The organism is Rhodococcus olei, from assembly GCF_039540555.1.
GTDB classification, from domain to species: Bacteria; Actinomycetota; Actinomycetes; order Mycobacteriales; family Mycobacteriaceae; genus Rhodococcus_G; species Rhodococcus_G olei.
The window spans coordinates 17,291-33,707 of sequence record NZ_BAABFB010000048.1; the positions used below are offsets into that span (position 1 = coordinate 17,291).

The 16,417-nt window shown below is 70.7% G+C and carries 16 protein-coding genes, 1 tRNA gene and 1 other RNA gene; 5 read left to right on the forward strand and 13 right to left on the reverse strand.

The window, feature by feature from the left end; all coding sequences use genetic code 11:
• The first annotated feature begins 2 nt into the window (after positions 1-2).
• A complete protein-coding gene (gene tgt / locus ABD951_RS14785) occupies positions 3-1,277 on the forward strand; it encodes a tRNA guanosine(34) transglycosylase Tgt (protein ID WP_345346360.1) in 1,275 nt (424 codons plus the stop codon).
• An 81-nt stretch (positions 1,278-1,358) separates the two neighbouring features.
• On the opposite strand, the gene ABD951_RS14790 is transcribed toward tgt, so the two are convergent.
• From ABD951_RS14790 to ABD951_RS14820, 7 genes are all read right to left on the reverse strand, one after another.
• Complete coding sequence (locus ABD951_RS14790) at positions 1,359-2,105, reverse strand: queuosine precursor transporter (RefSeq protein WP_425569858.1); 747 nt, start codon at positions 2,103-2,105, stop codon at positions 1,359-1,361.
• Positions 2,106-2,211: 106 nt separating this feature from the next.
• On the reverse strand, positions 2,212-3,183 hold the full coding sequence (locus ABD951_RS14795; RefSeq protein ID WP_345346068.1) for a DUF2189 domain-containing protein: 972 nt from the start codon (positions 3,181-3,183) through the stop codon (positions 2,212-2,214).
• Between the two features lie 126 nt (positions 3,184-3,309).
• Entirely contained in the window at positions 3,310-4,218 is a 909-nt protein-coding gene (gene gluQRS / locus ABD951_RS14800) for a tRNA glutamyl-Q(34) synthetase GluQRS (protein WP_345346070.1), read from the reverse strand.
• Positions 4,219-4,261: 43 nt separating this feature from the next.
• Positions 4,262-4,819, reverse strand: a complete 558-nt coding sequence (locus tag ABD951_RS14805) for a TIGR03086 family metal-binding protein (RefSeq protein ID WP_345346072.1) — start codon at positions 4,817-4,819, stop codon at positions 4,262-4,264.
• Between the two features lie 88 nt (positions 4,820-4,907).
• A complete protein-coding gene (locus tag ABD951_RS14810) occupies positions 4,908-5,036 on the reverse strand; it encodes a hypothetical protein (protein ID WP_345346074.1) in 129 nt (42 codons plus the stop codon).
• Between the two features lie 151 nt (positions 5,037-5,187).
• Positions 5,188-5,325 (reverse strand): hypothetical protein, encoded by a 138-nt coding sequence (locus ABD951_RS14815; protein WP_345346077.1) that lies wholly within the window; start codon positions 5,323-5,325, stop codon positions 5,188-5,190.
• A gap of 651 nt (positions 5,326-5,976) precedes the next feature.
• Positions 5,977-6,064: transfer RNA gene (locus ABD951_RS14820), tRNA-Ser, on the reverse strand.
• Between the two features lie 105 nt (positions 6,065-6,169).
• Here ABD951_RS14820 and ffs point away from each other — a divergent pair.
• An RNA gene (gene ffs, locus ABD951_RS14825) (signal recognition particle sRNA small type) lies at positions 6,170-6,264 on the forward strand.
• Positions 6,265-6,311: 47 nt separating this feature from the next.
• Positions 6,312-7,604: an aspartate aminotransferase type Ic gene (locus tag ABD951_RS14830; RefSeq protein ID WP_345346079.1), complete on the forward strand. Its 1,293-nt coding sequence runs from the start codon at positions 6,312-6,314 to the stop codon at positions 7,602-7,604.
• A gap of 91 nt (positions 7,605-7,695) precedes the next feature.
• Here ABD951_RS14830 and ABD951_RS14835 read toward each other — a convergent pair whose 3' ends face one another.
• On the reverse strand, positions 7,696-8,337 hold the full coding sequence (locus ABD951_RS14835; RefSeq protein WP_345346082.1) for a DUF5701 family protein: 642 nt from the start codon (positions 8,335-8,337) through the stop codon (positions 7,696-7,698).
• Between the two features lie 95 nt (positions 8,338-8,432).
• Here ABD951_RS14835 and ABD951_RS14840 point away from each other — a divergent pair, with 95 nt between their 5' ends.
• Positions 8,433-9,014 carry an HhH-GPD-type base excision DNA repair protein gene (locus ABD951_RS14840; RefSeq protein WP_345346085.1) on the forward strand — a complete coding sequence of 194 codons (582 nt, stop codon included), beginning with the start codon at positions 8,433-8,435 and terminating at the stop codon, positions 9,012-9,014.
• A gap of 91 nt (positions 9,015-9,105) precedes the next feature.
• Here the strand turns inward: ABD951_RS14840 and ABD951_RS14845 are convergent, their stop codons facing one another.
• The 3 genes from ABD951_RS14845 to ABD951_RS14855 form a co-directional block, all read right to left on the reverse strand.
• Positions 9,106-9,555, reverse strand: coding sequence for an iron chaperone (locus ABD951_RS14845; RefSeq protein ID WP_345346088.1), 450 nt, complete (start codon positions 9,553-9,555; stop codon positions 9,106-9,108).
• A gap of 67 nt (positions 9,556-9,622) precedes the next feature.
• The gene (locus ABD951_RS14850; protein ID WP_345346091.1) at positions 9,623-9,841 is read right to left on the reverse strand and encodes a hypothetical protein; all 219 of its coding nucleotides are present in this window, start codon (positions 9,839-9,841) and stop codon (positions 9,623-9,625) included.
• 44 nt (positions 9,842-9,885) lie between these two features.
• Positions 9,886-10,242 carry a VOC family protein gene (locus ABD951_RS14855; RefSeq protein ID WP_345346094.1) on the reverse strand — a complete coding sequence of 119 codons (357 nt, stop codon included), beginning with the start codon at positions 10,240-10,242 and terminating at the stop codon, positions 9,886-9,888.
• 211 nt (positions 10,243-10,453) lie between these two features.
• Between ABD951_RS14855 and ABD951_RS14860 the strand changes: the two genes are divergently transcribed.
• Positions 10,454-13,252, forward strand: a complete 2,799-nt coding sequence (locus ABD951_RS14860) for an ATP-binding protein (protein WP_345346097.1) — start codon at positions 10,454-10,456, stop codon at positions 13,250-13,252.
• 202 nt (positions 13,253-13,454) lie between these two features.
• Here ABD951_RS14860 and ABD951_RS14865 read toward each other — a convergent pair whose 3' ends face one another.
• Both ABD951_RS14865 and ABD951_RS14870 read right to left on the reverse strand, forming a co-directional pair.
• Positions 13,455-14,285: a hypothetical protein gene (locus tag ABD951_RS14865; protein ID WP_345346100.1), complete on the reverse strand. Its 831-nt coding sequence runs from the start codon at positions 14,283-14,285 to the stop codon at positions 13,455-13,457.
• 665 nt (positions 14,286-14,950) lie between these two features.
• A complete protein-coding gene (locus tag ABD951_RS14870; protein ID WP_345346369.1) occupies positions 14,951-16,330 on the reverse strand; it encodes an ammonium transporter in 1,380 nt (459 codons plus the stop codon).
• Between the last annotated feature and the right edge of the window lie 87 nt (positions 16,331-16,417).

The following is a 16,417-nucleotide window of genomic DNA, read 5'->3' on the forward strand; positions in this document are numbered from 1 at the left end:
GGATGACCCAGGTGAACCACAACCACGACGCGCCGGTGCCGTCCCCGAACGACCCGTTCTTCACGGTCGGGACCCGGATCCCCGGCCAGCTCGGCCGGACCGGCACCATCCACACCCCGCACGGTGACATCGCCACCCCCGCGTTCATCGCGGTCGGGACCAACGCCACCGTCAAGGCGGTGCTGCCGGAGACCATCCGCGAGGCCGGTGCGCAGGCGGTCCTCGCGAACGCCTACCACCTGTACCTGCAGCCCGGACCCGACATCGTCGACGAGGCCGGCGGGCTGGGCCGGTTCATGAACTGGGCGGGTCCGACGTTCACCGACAGCGGCGGCTTCCAGGTGATGTCGCTCGGGGTCGGGTTCAAGAAGGTGCTCGCGATGGAGGCCGTCGGTGTGCAGTCCGACGACGTGATCGCGGCGGGCAAGGAGCGACTCGCGCACGTCGACGACGACGGGGTGACGTTCAAGTCGCACCGGGACGGGTCCCGGCACCGGTTCACCCCCGAGATCTCGATGGGGATCCAGCACCGGCTCGGCGCCGACGTCATCTTCGCGTTCGACGAGCTGACCACGCTGTTCAACACCCGCGCCTACCAGGAGGAGTCGGTGGAGCGGACGCACGCGTGGGCGGTGCGGTGCATCGCCGAACACGAGCGCCTGACCGCGGAGCGTCGGCACCGGCCCTACCAGGCCCTGTTCGGGGTCGTGCAGGGCGCGCAGTACGAGGACCTGCGCCGCCAGGCGTGCCGCGGACTGGAGTCGATCGTCGGGGAGAGCGGCCGCGGCTTCGACGGCTACGGCATCGGCGGCGCGCTCGAGAAGCAGAACCTCGGCACGATCGTGCGCTGGTGCAACGAGGAGCTGCCCGAGCACAAGCCGCGGCACCTGCTCGGCATCAGCGAACCCGACGACCTGTTCACCGCGATCGAGAACGGCGCCGACACCTTCGACTGCGTGAACCCGTCCCGGGTCGCGCGCAACGCCGCGATGTACACCGAGCGCGGCCGGTTCAACGTCAACACCAGTCGGTACAAGCGGGACTTCGGCCCGATCGACGAGAACTGCGACTGCTACACCTGCCGCAACTACTCGCGCGCGTACCTGCACCACCTGTTCAAGGCGAAGGAGATGCTCGCCTCGACGCTCGCGACCATCCACAACGAGCGGTTCACGATCCGTCTCGTCGACCGGATCCGCGACAGCATCGACGGCGGCTGGTTCGACGAGCTGAAGGCGCAGACGCTGAGCAGCTTCTACGCCACCGCCCGCGCCTGACGCCCCGTCACGGGATCCCCGATGTCACATTGGGGCTCGTCACGCGACCCGATGCGGCAGTGAGGAACCGCGGGGAACGGGTCAGGACGCGACGAGGTAGGTCGGTTCGCGCTTCTTGACGTAGGCGATGACGCGGTAGGTGATCGGCATGACGAGGACCTCGACCAGGGTCTTCCACAGGAACCCGACGAGCAGGTAGTTGACGAAGTCCTCCCAGGTGCTGATCCCGATGGCGCCGGCGGCGATCGCGCAGAAGATCAGCGTGTCGGCGAACTCGCCGACCACCGTCGAGCCGATCAGCCGGGCCCACAGGTGCTTCTCCTTGGTGCGCTCCTTGATCGCGACCATCACCAGCGAGTTCAGCAGCTGTCCGACCAGGTAGCCCGACAGCCCGGCGAGCAGCAGACGCGGGTACACGCCGACCACCGATTCGAGCGCCGCCTGGTTCTCGTAGAAGTCGGCGGAGGGCAGTTCGATCAGGACCCAGAAGCACGCCGATGCCAGGATCAGGGCCCCGAAGCCCAGGTAGATGGCGCGGCGGGTGGCCTTGAAGCCGTAGACCTCGCTGAGCACGTCGCCGAGGATGTACGCGAGCGGGAACAGGAAGAACCCGCCGTCGGTGATGATCGGCAGGATCTGCAGCGGCCCGACGGTCACCTCCGCGTCGGAGAAGAACGCCACGCCCTTGGTGGCGCAGATGTTCGAGATCAGCAGGACGGCCGTGAACAGGGCCACGAACGTCGGGTAGTAGCCGCGGTTGACGTGGGCGAAGACCGCCTGATCGGGGGCCTGGGCGGGCTTGTTCTCGGGCGGGTCGCTCACTGTCACGTCGGCAATCCAAACACCACGACGACATCGGGCGCGAACCCGGTCCGGATTCGCGCCCGATGTGCGAGGTTTGTAATCAGGGCTTTTGTCTCACCCCGACCGCAGGTCAGGGTGCGACGCGCCCGGCGACCGCGACCCGGTAGGCGTACGTGGAGGCGATCTGGGTCAGCGGCAAGGTGACCAGCAGGCCGAGGCCGCAGAGCAGCGCCCCGACGAAGTTCAGCAGGACGAGGATCACCGCGAGACCCAGCAGCGGGCCGAAGTGCGACGAGATCGTGGAGAAGCTCGACTTGATCGCGGTGACGGCGTCCTGTTCGCGGTCGATCACGAACTGCAGGGTCCACCAGGTCAGGAACGCCAGGACCAGGCCCGGGATCACGAACAGCACGAAACCGACGGCGGTCATCAGGCCGACGAGCAGGCTGGCGAGGATGATCGCGCCGACATTCGTGAACTGGAAGAACGACCCGAAACCGGGCTTGTTGCCGTCCACTTCGTGGAGGGCGCCGCGGACGAGGGCGGCGTTGATCAGGTAGCCGACGATGACGCTGACGATGGTCCCGATGATCCGCCACGGCGAGAAGTAGTCGCCGAAGTCCGTGCTGTCGTAGCTGTTCATGCCGAAGATCCAGCTGACGACGAGCTGGATCACGAAGACGATCAGGGTGATCCCGATCCACACCCCGGCGTTGGCCTTGTACTTGGTCCACGCGTAGCCGATCGCGTCACCGATCGTCAGTTGCGGGGTGCCGCCGGGGCCGCCGAATCCGGGGGCGGGCTGAATCGGTGCACCGTAGCCGCCGGTCGGAGGCGGCGGCGGGTAACCGCCGGGCTGGGGCGCGCCGTATCCGGGCGGCGGGGGATAGCCGGCCGGCTGCCCGTACGTCGGCTGGCCCTGGCTCGGGGGCGGCGGGTAGCCACCGGCCGGGGGTTGGCCGTAGTTCGGCGGCGGCGGGTAGCCCTGGTTGGGCGGCGGGGGCGGGTAGCCCTGGTTGGGCGGCGGGGGCGGGTAGCCCTGGTTGGGTGGTGGCTGTGGGTTGTTCGGATCGGGAGATCCGGGCGGTGGGTTCTCGCTCACGTGAATTCCCCTCGTCGTGCCGGGCCAGTCGTGACGGCGCATGTCTGTGCGGGACGACACTACGTGGGGTGCGAGGCCGAATGAGGGACGCTGAGCTGGTGTTTCGTACCGATTTGGCTACGACGGTCAACTCCGCGTGAACACCCAGGGGGTTCGCGGTAGCGCGCCGGGGTCGAATCGGTCCAGCAGCGTCGTCATCGACGGCGACTCGTCCGGCTCCGCCAGTCCGAGCGACGCGGCGAGGGCGCCGCGCACCGTGTCGGGGGTGCGGCCGGCGGCCCGCTGGTCGGCGAGGGTGACGGCGCCGTCGCGTTTGGCCAGACGCTTGCCGTCGCCGTTGAGCGCCAGTGGAACGTGCGCGAACACCGGGACGGGGAGACCGAGCAGGGTCGCCAGGTACGCCTGCCGCGGCGCCGAGCTGAGCAGGTCGTCACCGCGGACCACCTGGTCGACGCCCTGGGCCGCGTCGTCGACGATCACGGCGAGGTTGTAGGCGTGCACGCCGTCGCCGCGCCGGAGCACCACGTCGTCGACCGGTCCGCGGTGGCGGCCGCGCAGCAGGTCGTGGACCTCGAAGTCCGCCACCTCGGAGCGCAGCCGGATCGCCGGCGGCCGGCCGGCGTCGCGCTTGGCCCGCCGCTGCTCCGAAGTCAGGTCCCGGCACGTGCCCGGGTAGTGCCCGTCCGGGCCGTGCGGCGCGGTCACCGCCTGCTGGATCTCCCGTCGGGTGCAGAAACACTCGTAGGTCAGATCCGCGGCGACCAGCTTGTCCACGGCGTCGTCGTAATGAGACAGCCGGTCCGACTGGTGGACGACGGCGCCGTCCCAGTCGAGCCCGATCGCCGCGAGGTCGGCCAGCTGGCTCTGCGCGGCGCCCGGCCGGACCCGGTCGAGGTCCTCGACCCGCATCCGGAAGTCGCGGCCGGAGGAGCGGGCGAACAGCCAGGCCAGCAGCGCGGTCCGCAGGTTGCCCAGATGCAGGTCGCCGGACGGGCTGGGCGCGAACCGTCCCGCCCCGCGCACGTCCAGACTCATGTCAGCCAGGGTAGCGACCCGCGCGGTGCGGGCGGGTGGACGCTCAGGCGCGGCGGCCCAGAACGCCGAGCACGCGGGTCTGCTCGTCCGCGTCGACGGGCACCTCGACCGCCGGACCGCAGACACCGGGGGTGTGCAGCTGGGCGCCCATCCGGTCGGCGAACGCGGCGACCATCGCGAGATCCTCGGCCGGGATGGTCTCGTCCACCCCGGTCGCGCGGGCGACGTCCCAGCGGTGCACGGCGAGGTCGAAGCCGAGGAAGGCGTCGAAGGTCCGGGCTACGGACGTGCGGCCCATGCTGCCGTCGTACTCCAGGCCGGCGCGGGCGGGATCGTCGAGGATGTCGAGGGCCGCGTCGCGCGTCTGCGTCCACGCGGCGAGCGGGTCGTCGTCGACGCTCGGGGCCGGCGGCAGCGTCAGCCCGGCCGGGGTGAGGGGGTAGCTGTGCGTGTCGATCACGTGGCGCAGCACGTCCCGTGCGGTCCAGCCCTCGCACGGCGAGGGGGAGTCCCAGCGGTCCGCGGGCACGGACTCGACCGTGCGGGTGAACGTGTCGGACAGGCGGCGGTAGCGGTCGGCGATGGCGGCGGTGTCGGTCATGCACCCATCCTCGTGCCGGTCGGGTGGGGCGTCTTGAATATTCGCGACACCGGCCGGCCGTGCACGCGGGTGCACGGCCGGCAGGACGTCAGCTGCCGCTGCTCCCGGCGTTGACGAGCGCGCCGAAGCCGTACGCGGACTGGTTGACGAGCGCGCCGAGGGTGTAGGCGCTGACGTTGATGATCGGTCCCAGGTCGCTGGACGCGAAGCCTGCCATGAGTGTTCTCCCGAGGTCGGTGGGTGGGGCGGGACGGGAACGTATCGGTCCCGGGTGAACACCGGAAGACTTCCGATCACCCTGATTTCGGGGTGAACGCGACGGTTTCGTGAACAGGGGGTGACGGGAGGGCGGGGACCCGACAAAGCGGTCACTGTCCCCGGGCGGCGATCTCGCGGACCCGGTCCGGCCGGATCTCGCGGATCTCGCGGATGCCGGCGAGTCGGCGCTGCCGGGCACACTCGGCCGAGTTCGTTGCCGAGCCATCCTCGCCGGGGTGGACGTTCATGAGGGCCCACCCCGACGGTCGACGCTAGCTGCCGTCGATGACGACGATCTGGATGAGTCCGGCGACGATCGACTCGAGCGGTGTCCCGGCGAAGCTGCCGGTCGAGATGATCGGGGGGTACGAGATGTCGGCGAGGTTGACCATGCGGTTTCTCCGGAATGTCGGGAATGGGCGGCGGCTCGCCGGGCACGATAGCGGTCACAGTGAGGTCGCGACGGGGGAATGCGACATCCCCGCGGGACCGGGATCTGCCCGGGGAAGCGACGACGGCCCCCGGTCCGGAGATCGGGGGCCGTCGTGTGATCAGGACGTCCGTCTGGACGCCGGTGGACGTCAGGAGAAGGTGACACTCCCGTTCAGCACCCCGCGGATGAAGTCGGTGATCGCGGCGGCGGATTCGAGTGGCGTCAATTCGAGGCTGCCGCGTGCTGGGCCCCGCGAAGGGTCGGAACTGCCGCCGAGGCGGAGCAGGTGCGATACCTCCGTGGGATTGGTTCGTTCGATTCGGCCGCGGGGATCCCAGCCAGGAAGGTCTGGCGGTAAGGGCTTTCGGGCGGGCGTGACCTCGCTGCCGACCGTGGCCGAAACCGGGCGGGCCACGCGACCCGGATACGACGATGGCCCCCGATCCGCGGATCGGGGGCCATCGTGTGGCGGAGGATAGGGGATTTGAACCCCTGAGGGCGTTAACCCAACCCGCGTTCCAGGCGAGCGCCATAGGCCACTAGGCGAATCCTCCGCCGGTGAGCATACCGGCTCACCCCCTCAGTGCGAAAAACGGGGGGTCGGAGCGCCCGGCGGACCGGCCGATTGTGGGTACCGGCGGAAGGCTCGCTACACTCGTGGTGGATCCCGCGCGGCGCGCATCCTGTGAACTCCCCCAGGGCCGGAAGGCAGCAAGGGTCAATGGGCTCTGCCGGGTGCGCGGGGTCCCCTTATTTTTCCCAGCTCCGCTCTCGCCGCCTCGGTGTGAAAGGTCTTTCGGCATGCCTACCCAAACCCAGATTGGGTTGATGAGCCACGAGGAACTCCGTTCCGAACACGAACGGCAGTCCGAGAAGTACGAGCAGCTCAAGGCCGAGAAGCTGGTTCTGGACCTCACCCGCGGCAAGCCGTCGCCCGAGCAGCTGGATCTGTCCGAGGCGTTGCTGGCGCTGCCCGGCGAGGGCGACCACCGCGACGGCGGCGGCACCGACGTCCGCAACTACGGCGGGTTGGCCGGACTGCCCGAACTGCGCGCGATCTTCGGCGAGCTGCTGAACGTCCCGACCGCGAACCTGCTCGCCGGCAACAACGCGAGCCTCGAGATCATGCACGACCTGGTCGTGTTCTCGCTGCTGCACGGCAACGTGGACTCGCCGCGCCCGTGGGTGCAGGAGCCGAAGGTCAAGTTCCTCTGCCCGGCGCCCGGCTACGACCGGCACTTCGCGATCACCGAGTCGTTCGGCATCGAGATGATCCCGGTCCCGATCCGACCCGACGGTCCGGACGTGGCCGCGGTGGCGCGCCTGGTCGCCGACGACCCGCAGATCAAGGGCATGTGGGTGGTGCCGACGTACTCGAACCCGACCGGTGCCGTGTACTCGGAAGAGGTGGTCCGGGCGCTCGTGTCGATGCCGACCGCGGCCGACGACTTCCGCCTGTTCTGGGACAACGCGTATGCAGTGCACCCGCTGACCGAGGAGTTCGCGCCGGCGTACGACGTGCTCGGCCTGGCCGCTGCCGCCGGCAACCCGAACCGTCCGTTCGTGTTCGCGTCCACCTCGAAGGTCACCTTCGCCGGTGCCGGCGTCAGCTTCTTCGGCAGCTCGGACGCGAACCTGGCCTGGTACCAGAAGCACGTCGGCAAGAAGAGCATCGGACCGGACAAGGTCAACCAGCTCCGTCACCTGCGCTTCTTCGGCGACGTCGACGGGGTGCGCGCGCACATGGCGAAGCACCGCGAGATCCTGGCGCCGAAGTTCGCGGCCGTGCTGCGGATCCTCGAGGACCGGCTCGGCCCGACGAAGGTCGCGTCGTGGACCGAACCCAGGGGCGGCTACTTCATCAGCCTCGACGTGGTCCCCGGCACCGCGAAGCGGGTGATCGCGCTCGCGAAGGACGCCGGCATCGCGCTGACCGCCGCCGGCTCCGCGTTCCCGTACTCGACCGACCCGGACGACATGAACATCCGGCTCGCCCCGAGCTTCCCGTCGATGGCGGACCTCGAGACGGCGATGGACGGCGTCGCGACGTGTGTCCTGCTCGCCGCGACCGAGCACGCACTCGACGACGCCTGACGCCACCACACCACCGGTGACGTGAACGGAAGCAATTCGTTCGACCTGGTCGAGGGAAGGCTTCCGTTCACGCCGTTGCGGAGGGCGTGGGTCAGCCGGGGGTGCCGATCCGTTCGGTGGCCGACGCGGAGCCGAGCCAGGTGTGCGGGTTGCCGTTCCAGCACCAGCCGAGCTTCGGTCGCCGCTGGCTGATCCACAACGCGGGCACCCGCTTGTCGCCGCAGCGTGACGCGAGCAGCGAGAAGCACTTGTTCTTCCGCAACATGTCGGGGCGTGCGGTCAGCAGTGCGATGCCCTCCTCGACGGTCAGGCCGGTGCGTCCCCGGTCCGTGACGGTGGTCAGTGCGTCCGCCGGCGTCACGTTCAGGTAGTCGCTGCCGGTGTCGACGTCGAGCAGCAGGTAGCCGACGCCGCCGGGGACCGTGACCCCCTCGACCGGCCGGAAGCGCGCCAGGTCGTCCGGTTCGAGGTCGGCGAATCCGCGGTGGACGCCGAACGCGGTCCGGCCCATCGCGTCGTGGCTGTCGATCGGTGCCCCGTCCGCGGTGCGGGCCACGACGAGCACGAACGGGATGTGGTCGTCGCCGCGTTCGGCGGGCGACCGGTTCGCCACGGTCCGCAGCGGTGTGAGGGCCTCCGCGAACTCGGCCGCGGTCTGTCCGGTCAGCGCGGGGTAGCCGAGGTCGATCAGGACGTGCAGTTGCCGGTCGAACTCCGTCTCCGGTTCGGTCACGGTGATTCCTTCCGTTCGGGCGTACGGTCGACGAACGGCTGGGGCGGCGCGTTTGTTCCGCGCCCCGCGGCGTCGCAGGTGCCAGAATCGATCCCATGTCCCTGACGTTGCACCTTGCCGGAGACCCCGACGCCGACGCCCTGCTCGCATCGAGCCCGCTCGCCCTGCTGATCGGGATGCTCCTCGATCAGCAGATTCCGATGGAGGTCGCGTTCGCCGGGCCCCGCAAGCTCGACGAACGACTCGGCGGGCTCGACGTGCACACGATCGCCGAGATGGACGAGGAGTCCTTCCTCGCGATCTGTGCGACTCCGCCTGCGGTGCACCGGTTCCCGGGGTCGATGGGAAAGCGGGTCCAGGCCCTGTGCCGGTATCTCGTCGAACACTGGGACGGCGACCCGACCGCGATCTGGACCGAGGGCGAGCCCGACGGCAGGGAAGTTCTCAAGCGGCTCAAGGCATTGCCGGGCTACGGCGACCAGAAGGCCAGGATCTTCCTCGCCCTCCTCGGCAAGCAGATCGGTGTGCAGGTGCCGGGGTGGCGGGAGGCGGCCGGTGCCTACGGCGAGAACGGATCGCGTCGGTCCATCGCCGACGTCGTCGACGACCGGACGCTCGCCGAGGTGCGGGAGTTCAAGAAGGCGGCGAAGGCCGCCGCCAAGGCCGCCAAGTCGTGACCCGGTCGGCGCCGCCGACCGGGCCTCGAACACCCTGCCCCTGAACGGGATTCGAGACCCGGGACCCGGGCACGAACCGACCGTCGCCCGCTCAGCCGGCCGCTCGTCGCACGAGTTCGCCGATCCTGGCTTCGTCCTCGGCGGTGATCTTCGTCAGCGCGAACGAGGTCGGCCACATCGACCCGTCGTCGAGGGTCGCCATGTCCTCGAAACCGAGCGTCGCGTACCGCGACGTGAACTTCTCGGCGCTGCGGAAGAAGCAGACGACCTTGCCGGCCTTCGCGTACGCGGGCATGCCGTACCAGGTCTTCGGCGTGAGTTCCGGAGCGTTGGCCGTGACGATGGCATGGATCCGTTCGGCGATGGCGCGATCGGGTTCCGCCATGGCGGCGATCTTCTCGAGCACGTCCTTCTCCCCGTCCGCCTTGGACGCGCGGGATCCGCGGCCGGCGGCCGCTTTCAGCTCCCGGGCGTGCTCCTTCATCGCGGCACGCTCGTCGTCCGAGAATCCCACCGCGGGCTTGGTCTTCCGTGTGGCCATCGTTCCGTCTCCTTCGTGAGGGTGGTGGTGCGGGTGATCGGGATGTCGGGCAGCCGGCGCCGCGCGGTCAGTGCGCGCCGACGGTCGGCCGGGCGTTGTGGCGGGCGTACGGCAGAACGAACAGGTACAGGCCGCTGAACAGGAGCACGGCGAGCGGGAGCAGGGGTAGGAAGGAGAACCAGATGGCGGCGTTCAGCGACACCGCGACCGTGGCGATGACGACGGTGACCGTGAAGGCGATCGCCGTCCAGCGGTGGATCTGGCGAATGTTGTTGTTCGAGTTCATGGGGACTCCTGGTGGGGATGCGCTGACGGTGAGGGGCGCGGGGGTCAGCGGTCCTGGATCAGCCCGAGGACGTTGCCGTCGGGGTCGGTGACGGTGGCCACGAGCCGGCCGCCGCCGACCTCGTGCGCGGGCTCCTTCACGGTCGCCCCGGCGGCGGTCACCTCGGCCACCTTCGCCTCGATGTCCGGCACGTGCCAGTAGGCCACCGGCGAGGTCATGCCCTGGGGTCCGCCGGCGGGCACGAGCCCGATGTGCTGCCCCTCGGCCTCGAAGCCGACGTAGTAGTCCGAATCCGTCTGCGGCGGGACCCCGAGCAGCGCGGCGTAGACCGCCTTGGCCGCCGCCAGGTCGGACACGGGGTGCAGGACGGTCTTGATTCCCTGGGTGGTGGTGTTGGTCATGATCACTCCTGAGGTCGTGGGTCGTGTCGACCCGGGGTTGTCCGTCTGTCGAGGTGAACCGGACGTGTCACCACCATCTCCCTCGGCGGGGTCGGTCCGCATCCGTGGCGACCACGGAACCGCCCACGGATCGGGGCACGGATCGGCGGACCCGATACTTCAGACCGTTCGCAGACCGTGAGCGCGACGCCGGTGCTGCAGAATCAGGCCCATGACGGCGACAGCGGAGATCTCCGCTCGGGAAGCAGAGGTGCTCGCGCTGGTGGGAGACCACCTCAGCAACGCCGAGATCGGGGCTCGGCTGTTCATTTCGGTGCGCACCGTGGAGAGCCACGTCTCGTCGTTGCTGCGCAAGCTGGACGTTCCCGATCGGCGCGCGCTCGCCCGGCACGCATCCGGGCCGCCGCAGGCCGACCGGTCGCGCCCGGCCCCGGCCCTCCCGACGCCGCTGACCTCGTTCGTCGGCCGCACCCGGGAGCGGGCCGAGCTGCTCGGGGTGCTCGAGGAACATCGGCAGGTGACGGCGGTCGGCCCCGGCGGCGTCGGCAAGACGCGGCTCGCGCTGACGGTCGCCGCGGACGCGGCCGGCGCCTACCCGGACGGCGTGTGGTTCGTCGACCTGGTTCCGATCACGAGCCCGGACCTGAGCGTGGTCGCCGGGACGGTGGCCCTCGCGCTCGGTCTCGGCGAGCAGCCCGGCCGCGGCATCGACGAGACGGTGCTCGCGGCACTGGCCGACCGGTGCGCCCTGCTGGTGCTGGACAACTGCGAACACGTGCAGGACGGGGTTGCGCCGTTCGTCGAGCGGCTGCTCGCGACGTGCCCGCGGGTCACGGTGCTGGCGACCAGCCGGGCCCGGATGATGGTGCCGTTCGAACGGGTCTACCCGGTCCCGCCGATGTCGTTGTCCGGCGGAGGCGACTCGGATGCGGTCGAGCTGTTCATGGATCGTGCCGCGGCCAGTGGCTGGCCGCCCAATCACGCACTGCGCGAACAGGTGTCCGAGTTCTGTGCGCGGCTGGACGGGGTGGCGCTGGCGATCGAGCTGGCCGCCGCCCGCTGGACCACGCTGGGGCTCGACGGCCTCGAGGCCGGCCTGTCCGACCAGCTCCGGATGCTCGCCGGCGGCGCCCGGGCCGAGGATCGGCACCGCTCGGTTCGGGCGGCCCTGGACTGGAGCCACGCGTTGCTGGAGCCGGACGACCGGCTGCTCCTGCGCCGGGTGTCGGTGTTCGCGAAGTCGTTCACCGCCGATGCGGCGGCGCGGGTGGCCGCGTCCGAGAGGGGCGTCGTCGCCGACGGGTTGGCCCGGCTCGTCGAGCAGAGCCTGCTCGCGGTGACGGTCTCCCCGCGCGGGACCGAATACCGTGCGCTGGAGACGATCCGCCAGTACGGGGCGGAGCAGCTCGACCAGGTGGGCGAGTCGGTCGACACGCGGACTCGGCACGTGCACTGGTGCCTGACCCAGGCCGCCGACCTCGTGGTGGTGGGGGCGGACTGGCGGGTGCGATTCGACGCGGTGGCCGACGACCTGCGCGCCGCCACGGCGTGGGCGGCCGATCGGCCGGACCGGCGTGCGGACGCGTGCCGCCTCGCCTGGAACCTGGGGGATCTGCTCTTCACCCGGAACCTGATCGGCGAATCGCAGTCCCGCTACGAGCAGGCCGCCGCGCTCGCCGACGACCCGGCAACCGCCGCGTCGGTCCTGCGACAGGCCGCGGCCGTGGCCGGCTGCCGGATGCGTGGCGACGACATGTACCGCTTCCGGCGCGAGGCCGCGGACGCCGCCCGCCGGGCGGGCGATCCCGCCGGCGCCTCCCGCGACCTCGCGATCGCCGCCGCCGACGCCTACCGGTTCGCGAGCAAATTCGTCCGGGTGCTGCCCCCGGGCGAGGCGATCGCGCTGATCGCGGAGGCGCGCGAGCTCGCCGGCGAGGACCCGGACGCACAGGCCGCGGTGGCGCTCGCCGAGGCCGGGCGGGTGCTCACCGAGGCGTTCGCCGACCGCCGCCCGACCGAGGGCGCCGTGCCGGAGACGATCGCGTGCGCCCAACACGCGGTCGACCTCGCACACCGGACGGGCGATCCGCTCGCCGAGTCCGCCGCGCTCGACACCCTGGCAGGAACCCAGAGCTGGGCCGGGGACACGTTCGCCGCCGCGGCCACGGCGCGGCGCCGGATGGCGCTGCTGGAATTCACACCCGACACCCCGGCCGGCACCCACGAGCTGATCGAGGCGCTCGCCGAGGCCACCGAGGCCGGCCTCGGCGTGGGCGACCTGGCCGGTGCCGGGCGGTGGGCACGGCGACTCGCGGAACATCCGCTGCTGGCGGAGGTCGGTCACCGTGCCACGAGCTGGCTGCTGGTGACCGACGCGCTGACCGGCGACGTCGACGAGGTACTGACCGTCAGCGGCAGGTTCCTCGAGTCCTGGCACCGGTCCGGCAGCCCCGCCAGATCCGTCCTCGGTCCGGCGGCGGCCGGTGTGGCGATGATCCACGGGCTGCGGGGCGACGACACGGCCGGGGCCGAATGGGGCGCGGTCCTGCGGCAGCTCGGCACCTCACCGGGGCAGACCCACGGCTACGGCGCGGTCTTCGATGCGCTGGTCATGCTCCACCGGGGGCAGGCCGGCGACGCGGTGGAACGGCTGGCGCCCGCGCCCGGCGAGGTGTGGCTGTGGGTCACGTGGATCTGGCTGCACTGGTATGTCGCGTTGCGTGCCGAGGCGGGCGTGCTCGCCGGGAGCCCCGATGCGGGTGACCGCGTGGCCGAGGCCCGCACGATCGTGGCCGGGAACCCCGTCGCCGGCGCCATCGTGGAGCGGGCCGATGCGCTGCTCGCACAGGACATGTCGCGGCTGCTGGCCACGGCCGACGTGTTCGACGCCGCCGGCTGCCGCTACCAGGCGGCGCGGACCCGGGTGCTCGCCGGTGGCGACCAGGCCGATCGCGGCGCGGCCGCGCTCGCCGATCTCGGCCTCGCCCCGATGGCCCCTGTCGCGCCCTAGGCGCCGGGCGCCCTCGCGGCTCACCGGCGCGTCGATCATCGGTATGTGAGGGTGCATCGACGTGGTCGGGATCGATCGCCCACACGGGTCGGGTGGGCGACAGCGGGTGGCGCGAGGACCTCCGGCTCGTCGGGTGACACCCGCCGATCGCCGGAGGTCCTCGTCACGGCACGCCGGGCGCATGCCCGCCCGGGAAACCCACCTAGGAGCCGGAACTGCCTCCAGCGCCGCCTGTTTCGGTGAGCGGGTCGGTTCCGCCGTTGGCGGACGGGAACAGGAACCCGGTGGCCTCGGTGTTCAGAGAGGTGCCGCTGTCGTTCGGGACCTTGGCCCGCCAGTTGACGATCGGGTTGAGCACCCCGAACGGGCCGCACCCGGTCGCGCCGGGAAGCGCGAAGTCGGCGGCCTCGTTGTGGATGTTCGTCAGCCACGCCGTCCCGGCGGGGTACGGGTCCTCGAAGTGTCCCTCGGGCATCTCGGGCCCCTTGTTCAGTTCGAACACGACCGGGTTCTCGGGCGATCCGATGTAGCAGTTGTCACCGAGGAGCGGGTTGTCGATCTTCAGTCGGGCCGGCATCGTGAGGTCGAAGTCGGTGACCAACCCGTTGATCGTCGGCGTCTCGGTTGCTTCGACCTGTGAGGTCACCCCGGTGAGACCGAAGAGGTTGTTCAGCGGGAGGTCGACGCCGAGAACCCCGCCGGGCACCTGCATCGGCTTGCTGTAGACGCCGAAGTGACCGTCGTTGCGCGGCACGATCGGCCCGTCCGGGGCGAGGGTGCCGGCTATGACCAGATCGCCGTCCTTGATCGGCAGTGTGAAACCGTTGTTGTCGAACGTGCCGCCGTTGACCACGACGCTCAGGCAGCCTTCCCCGACCGCCGGGTCACAGACGGCGCCTCCCGGGACCGGGGTGGGCGCGGCGGTGGCGGTCGGAACGGCGAACGCGAGGGCCCCGCCGCTCGCGACGCCGACCAGCGCCAATCGGGTGAGGAATCCGTGTCGTCGGGAGGGTCGTGTCGTCGAACTCGTCATGCGCTTCCTTGTCTTCGTGCGAAGGTGCCGTGGCATGGACGCGCCCGTCGGTCCGGGCATGTGCCGACCGGTCGAGGGGCGCTCGTTCGTTGTGCGGAAATGAACGTTTCGGACAAAGGGGTTATACACGGACGTCCGGTTGTTCGTGTGGATGTCGAAACATGTTGTCGCGGCGCGTCGTAGCGGATGACGACGGGCGGCAGATCCGCGAGGATCGCCCCTCCCCGACGGCGTCCGCAGTCCGGGTGCGATCGCCGCGGCGAACGGGTGTTGCGGTGTCCTCGGGCGCTGGACTGCGCCCGAGGCCGAGCCGCCGGTGCCGGACGTCGGGTCCGCGCCGGTTGTCTCGTTGGCGGTGGGTCCGCCGTCGATGCGTGGTCCCCGGACGAGGTGTGCGGCATCGGGAGTGCGCGGGCGCCGTCACCCGGGGTGTGCTGCGGTGCCGGACCGCGGTCGGCGGGCGAGGGCACCGCGGAGTCGTGAGCCGCGCTCGGAGGTGCCGACGGCGTCGGGCCGGCGGGCACACGGTCCATTCCGGTCGTCGCGAATCGGGCCGCGGAGATCGACGCGAACACGGTCCGGGGTGTTCGCCACTCACGTGCGGATTCGCGGTGCCCACCGACCTGTTTCGGGTGGGTGGTGCAGGCTCGACCGAGGCCGGGTCGTCAGCCCCGTTGCGGGTCGGGTTCCCCGTCGCGGTCGGGCTTCTCGGATTCGTCCTCGCGACGCGGCGGGAACAGGCCGGTGGTGTGGCCGTGCGACCCGAACAGTCCGGACCCGCCGTGCATTCCGAGTGCGCCGGGGCTGCCGTGCGCGAGGACCGCGTGCTCGTAGGCGGACTCGGCGTGCAGTGCGAGGTCGACGCCGGTGGTCTCCTGCTCGGCGGTCACGCGGAAACCGACGAAGCGGGTGATCGCCTTGCCGAGGAGGTAGGTGACGCCGAACGCGTACCCGCCGACCACTGCGACCGCGAGCGCCTGCTTCCCGAGTTGGGTGAGCCCGCCGCCGTACAGCAGGCCTTCGGGTCCGTGGGTCATCACCTGGGAGGCGAGCAGGCCGATCGCCAGGGTGCCGACGATGCCACCGACCAGGTGCACGCCGACCACGTCCAGCGAGTCGTCGTAGCCGAACCGGAACTTCCAGCCGACCGCGAACGAGCACACGACACCGGCGAGCAGACCGACGACGGCCGCGCCGAGCATCGTCACCCAACCGCAGGAGGGGGTGATCGCGACGAGACCGGCGACGACGCCGGAGGCGGCGCCGAACGTGGTCGGGTGGCCGTCGCGGCGCTGCTCGACGACGACCCAGCCGAGCATGCCGGTGCAGCCGGCGACCAGGGTGTTGACGAAGACGGCGGCGGCGGTCCCGTTGGCGCCGAGCGCGGAGCCGGCGTTGAAGCCGAACCAGCCGAACCACAGCAGGCCGACGCCGAGCAGGACGAACGGCAGGTTGTGCGGTCGCATCGGTTCGGTGCGGAACCCGATCCGTTCCCCGAGGACGAGGGCGAGCGCGAGCCCGGACGCACCGGAGACGATCTCGACGACGAGCCCACCGGCGTAGTCGAGCACGCCGAGCTGCGCGATCCAGCCGTCCGGGCCCCACACCCAGTGGGCGACCGGAACGTAGACGAGCAGGGTCCAGATCGGGACGAACACCATCCACGCGGAGAACTTGGTGCGGTCGGCGATCGCACCGCTGATCAGCGCGGCTGTGAGGATCGCGAAGGTCAGCTGGAAGGTCGCGAACAGCAGCTCGGGCACGGTGCCGTGCACGGTGCCCGGGTCGATGCCGGCCATGCCGACGTGTTCGAGGCCGCCGATCAACCCGCCGCCGACGTCGTCGCCGAAGACCAGGCTGTACCCGACGATCAGCCAGACGACGGTGACCAGGGCGATCGCGACGAAGCTCATCATGATCATGTTGAGCACGCCCTTGGACCGCACCATGCCGCCGTAGAACAGTGCCAGTCCCGGCGTCATCAGCAGCACCAGCGCGGTGGCCACCAGCAGCCAGGCGGTGTCTCCGGTGTCGATCGAGTGCACGTCAGCCTCCTCCGCGTGCGGATCCTCACGCACGCCCCCGGTGACGATCGTCGGCTGCGGTTTCGCGGGCGCTGCGTGGGTGTTGCG

Bases quoted from the DNA above. Each gene is read 5' to 3' on its own strand.
- tgt (WP_345346360.1), top strand. From the start codon at position 3: ATGACCCAGGTGAACCACAACCACGACGCGCCGGTGCCGTCCCCGAAC.
- gluQRS (WP_345346070.1), bottom strand. From the start codon at position 4,218: ATGAGTCTGGACGTGCGCGGGGCGGGACGGTTCGCGCCCAGCCCGTCC.
- ABD951_RS14805 (WP_345346072.1), bottom strand. From the start codon at position 4,819: ATGACCGACACCGCCGCCATCGCCGACCGCTACCGCCGCCTGTCCGAC.
- ABD951_RS14810 (WP_345346074.1), bottom strand. From the start codon at position 5,036: ATGGCAGGCTTCGCGTCCAGCGACCTGGGACCGATCATCAACGTCAGC.
- ABD951_RS14815 (WP_345346077.1), bottom strand. From the start codon at position 5,325: ATGAACGTCCACCCCGGCGAGGATGGCTCGGCAACGAACTCGGCCGAG.
- ABD951_RS14830 (WP_345346079.1), top strand. From the start codon at position 6,312: ATGCCTACCCAAACCCAGATTGGGTTGATGAGCCACGAGGAACTCCGT.
- ABD951_RS14840 (WP_345346085.1), top strand. From the start codon at position 8,433: ATGTCCCTGACGTTGCACCTTGCCGGAGACCCCGACGCCGACGCCCTG.
- ABD951_RS14845 (WP_345346088.1), bottom strand. From the start codon at position 9,555: ATGGCCACACGGAAGACCAAGCCCGCGGTGGGATTCTCGGACGACGAG.
- ABD951_RS14850 (WP_345346091.1), bottom strand. From the start codon at position 9,841: ATGAACTCGAACAACAACATTCGCCAGATCCACCGCTGGACGGCGATC.
- ABD951_RS14855 (WP_345346094.1), bottom strand. From the start codon at position 10,242: ATGACCAACACCACCACCCAGGGAATCAAGACCGTCCTGCACCCCGTG.
- ABD951_RS14860 (WP_345346097.1), top strand. From the start codon at position 10,454: ATGACGGCGACAGCGGAGATCTCCGCTCGGGAAGCAGAGGTGCTCGCG.
- ABD951_RS14865 (WP_345346100.1), bottom strand. From the start codon at position 14,285: ATGACGAGTTCGACGACACGACCCTCCCGACGACACGGATTCCTCACC.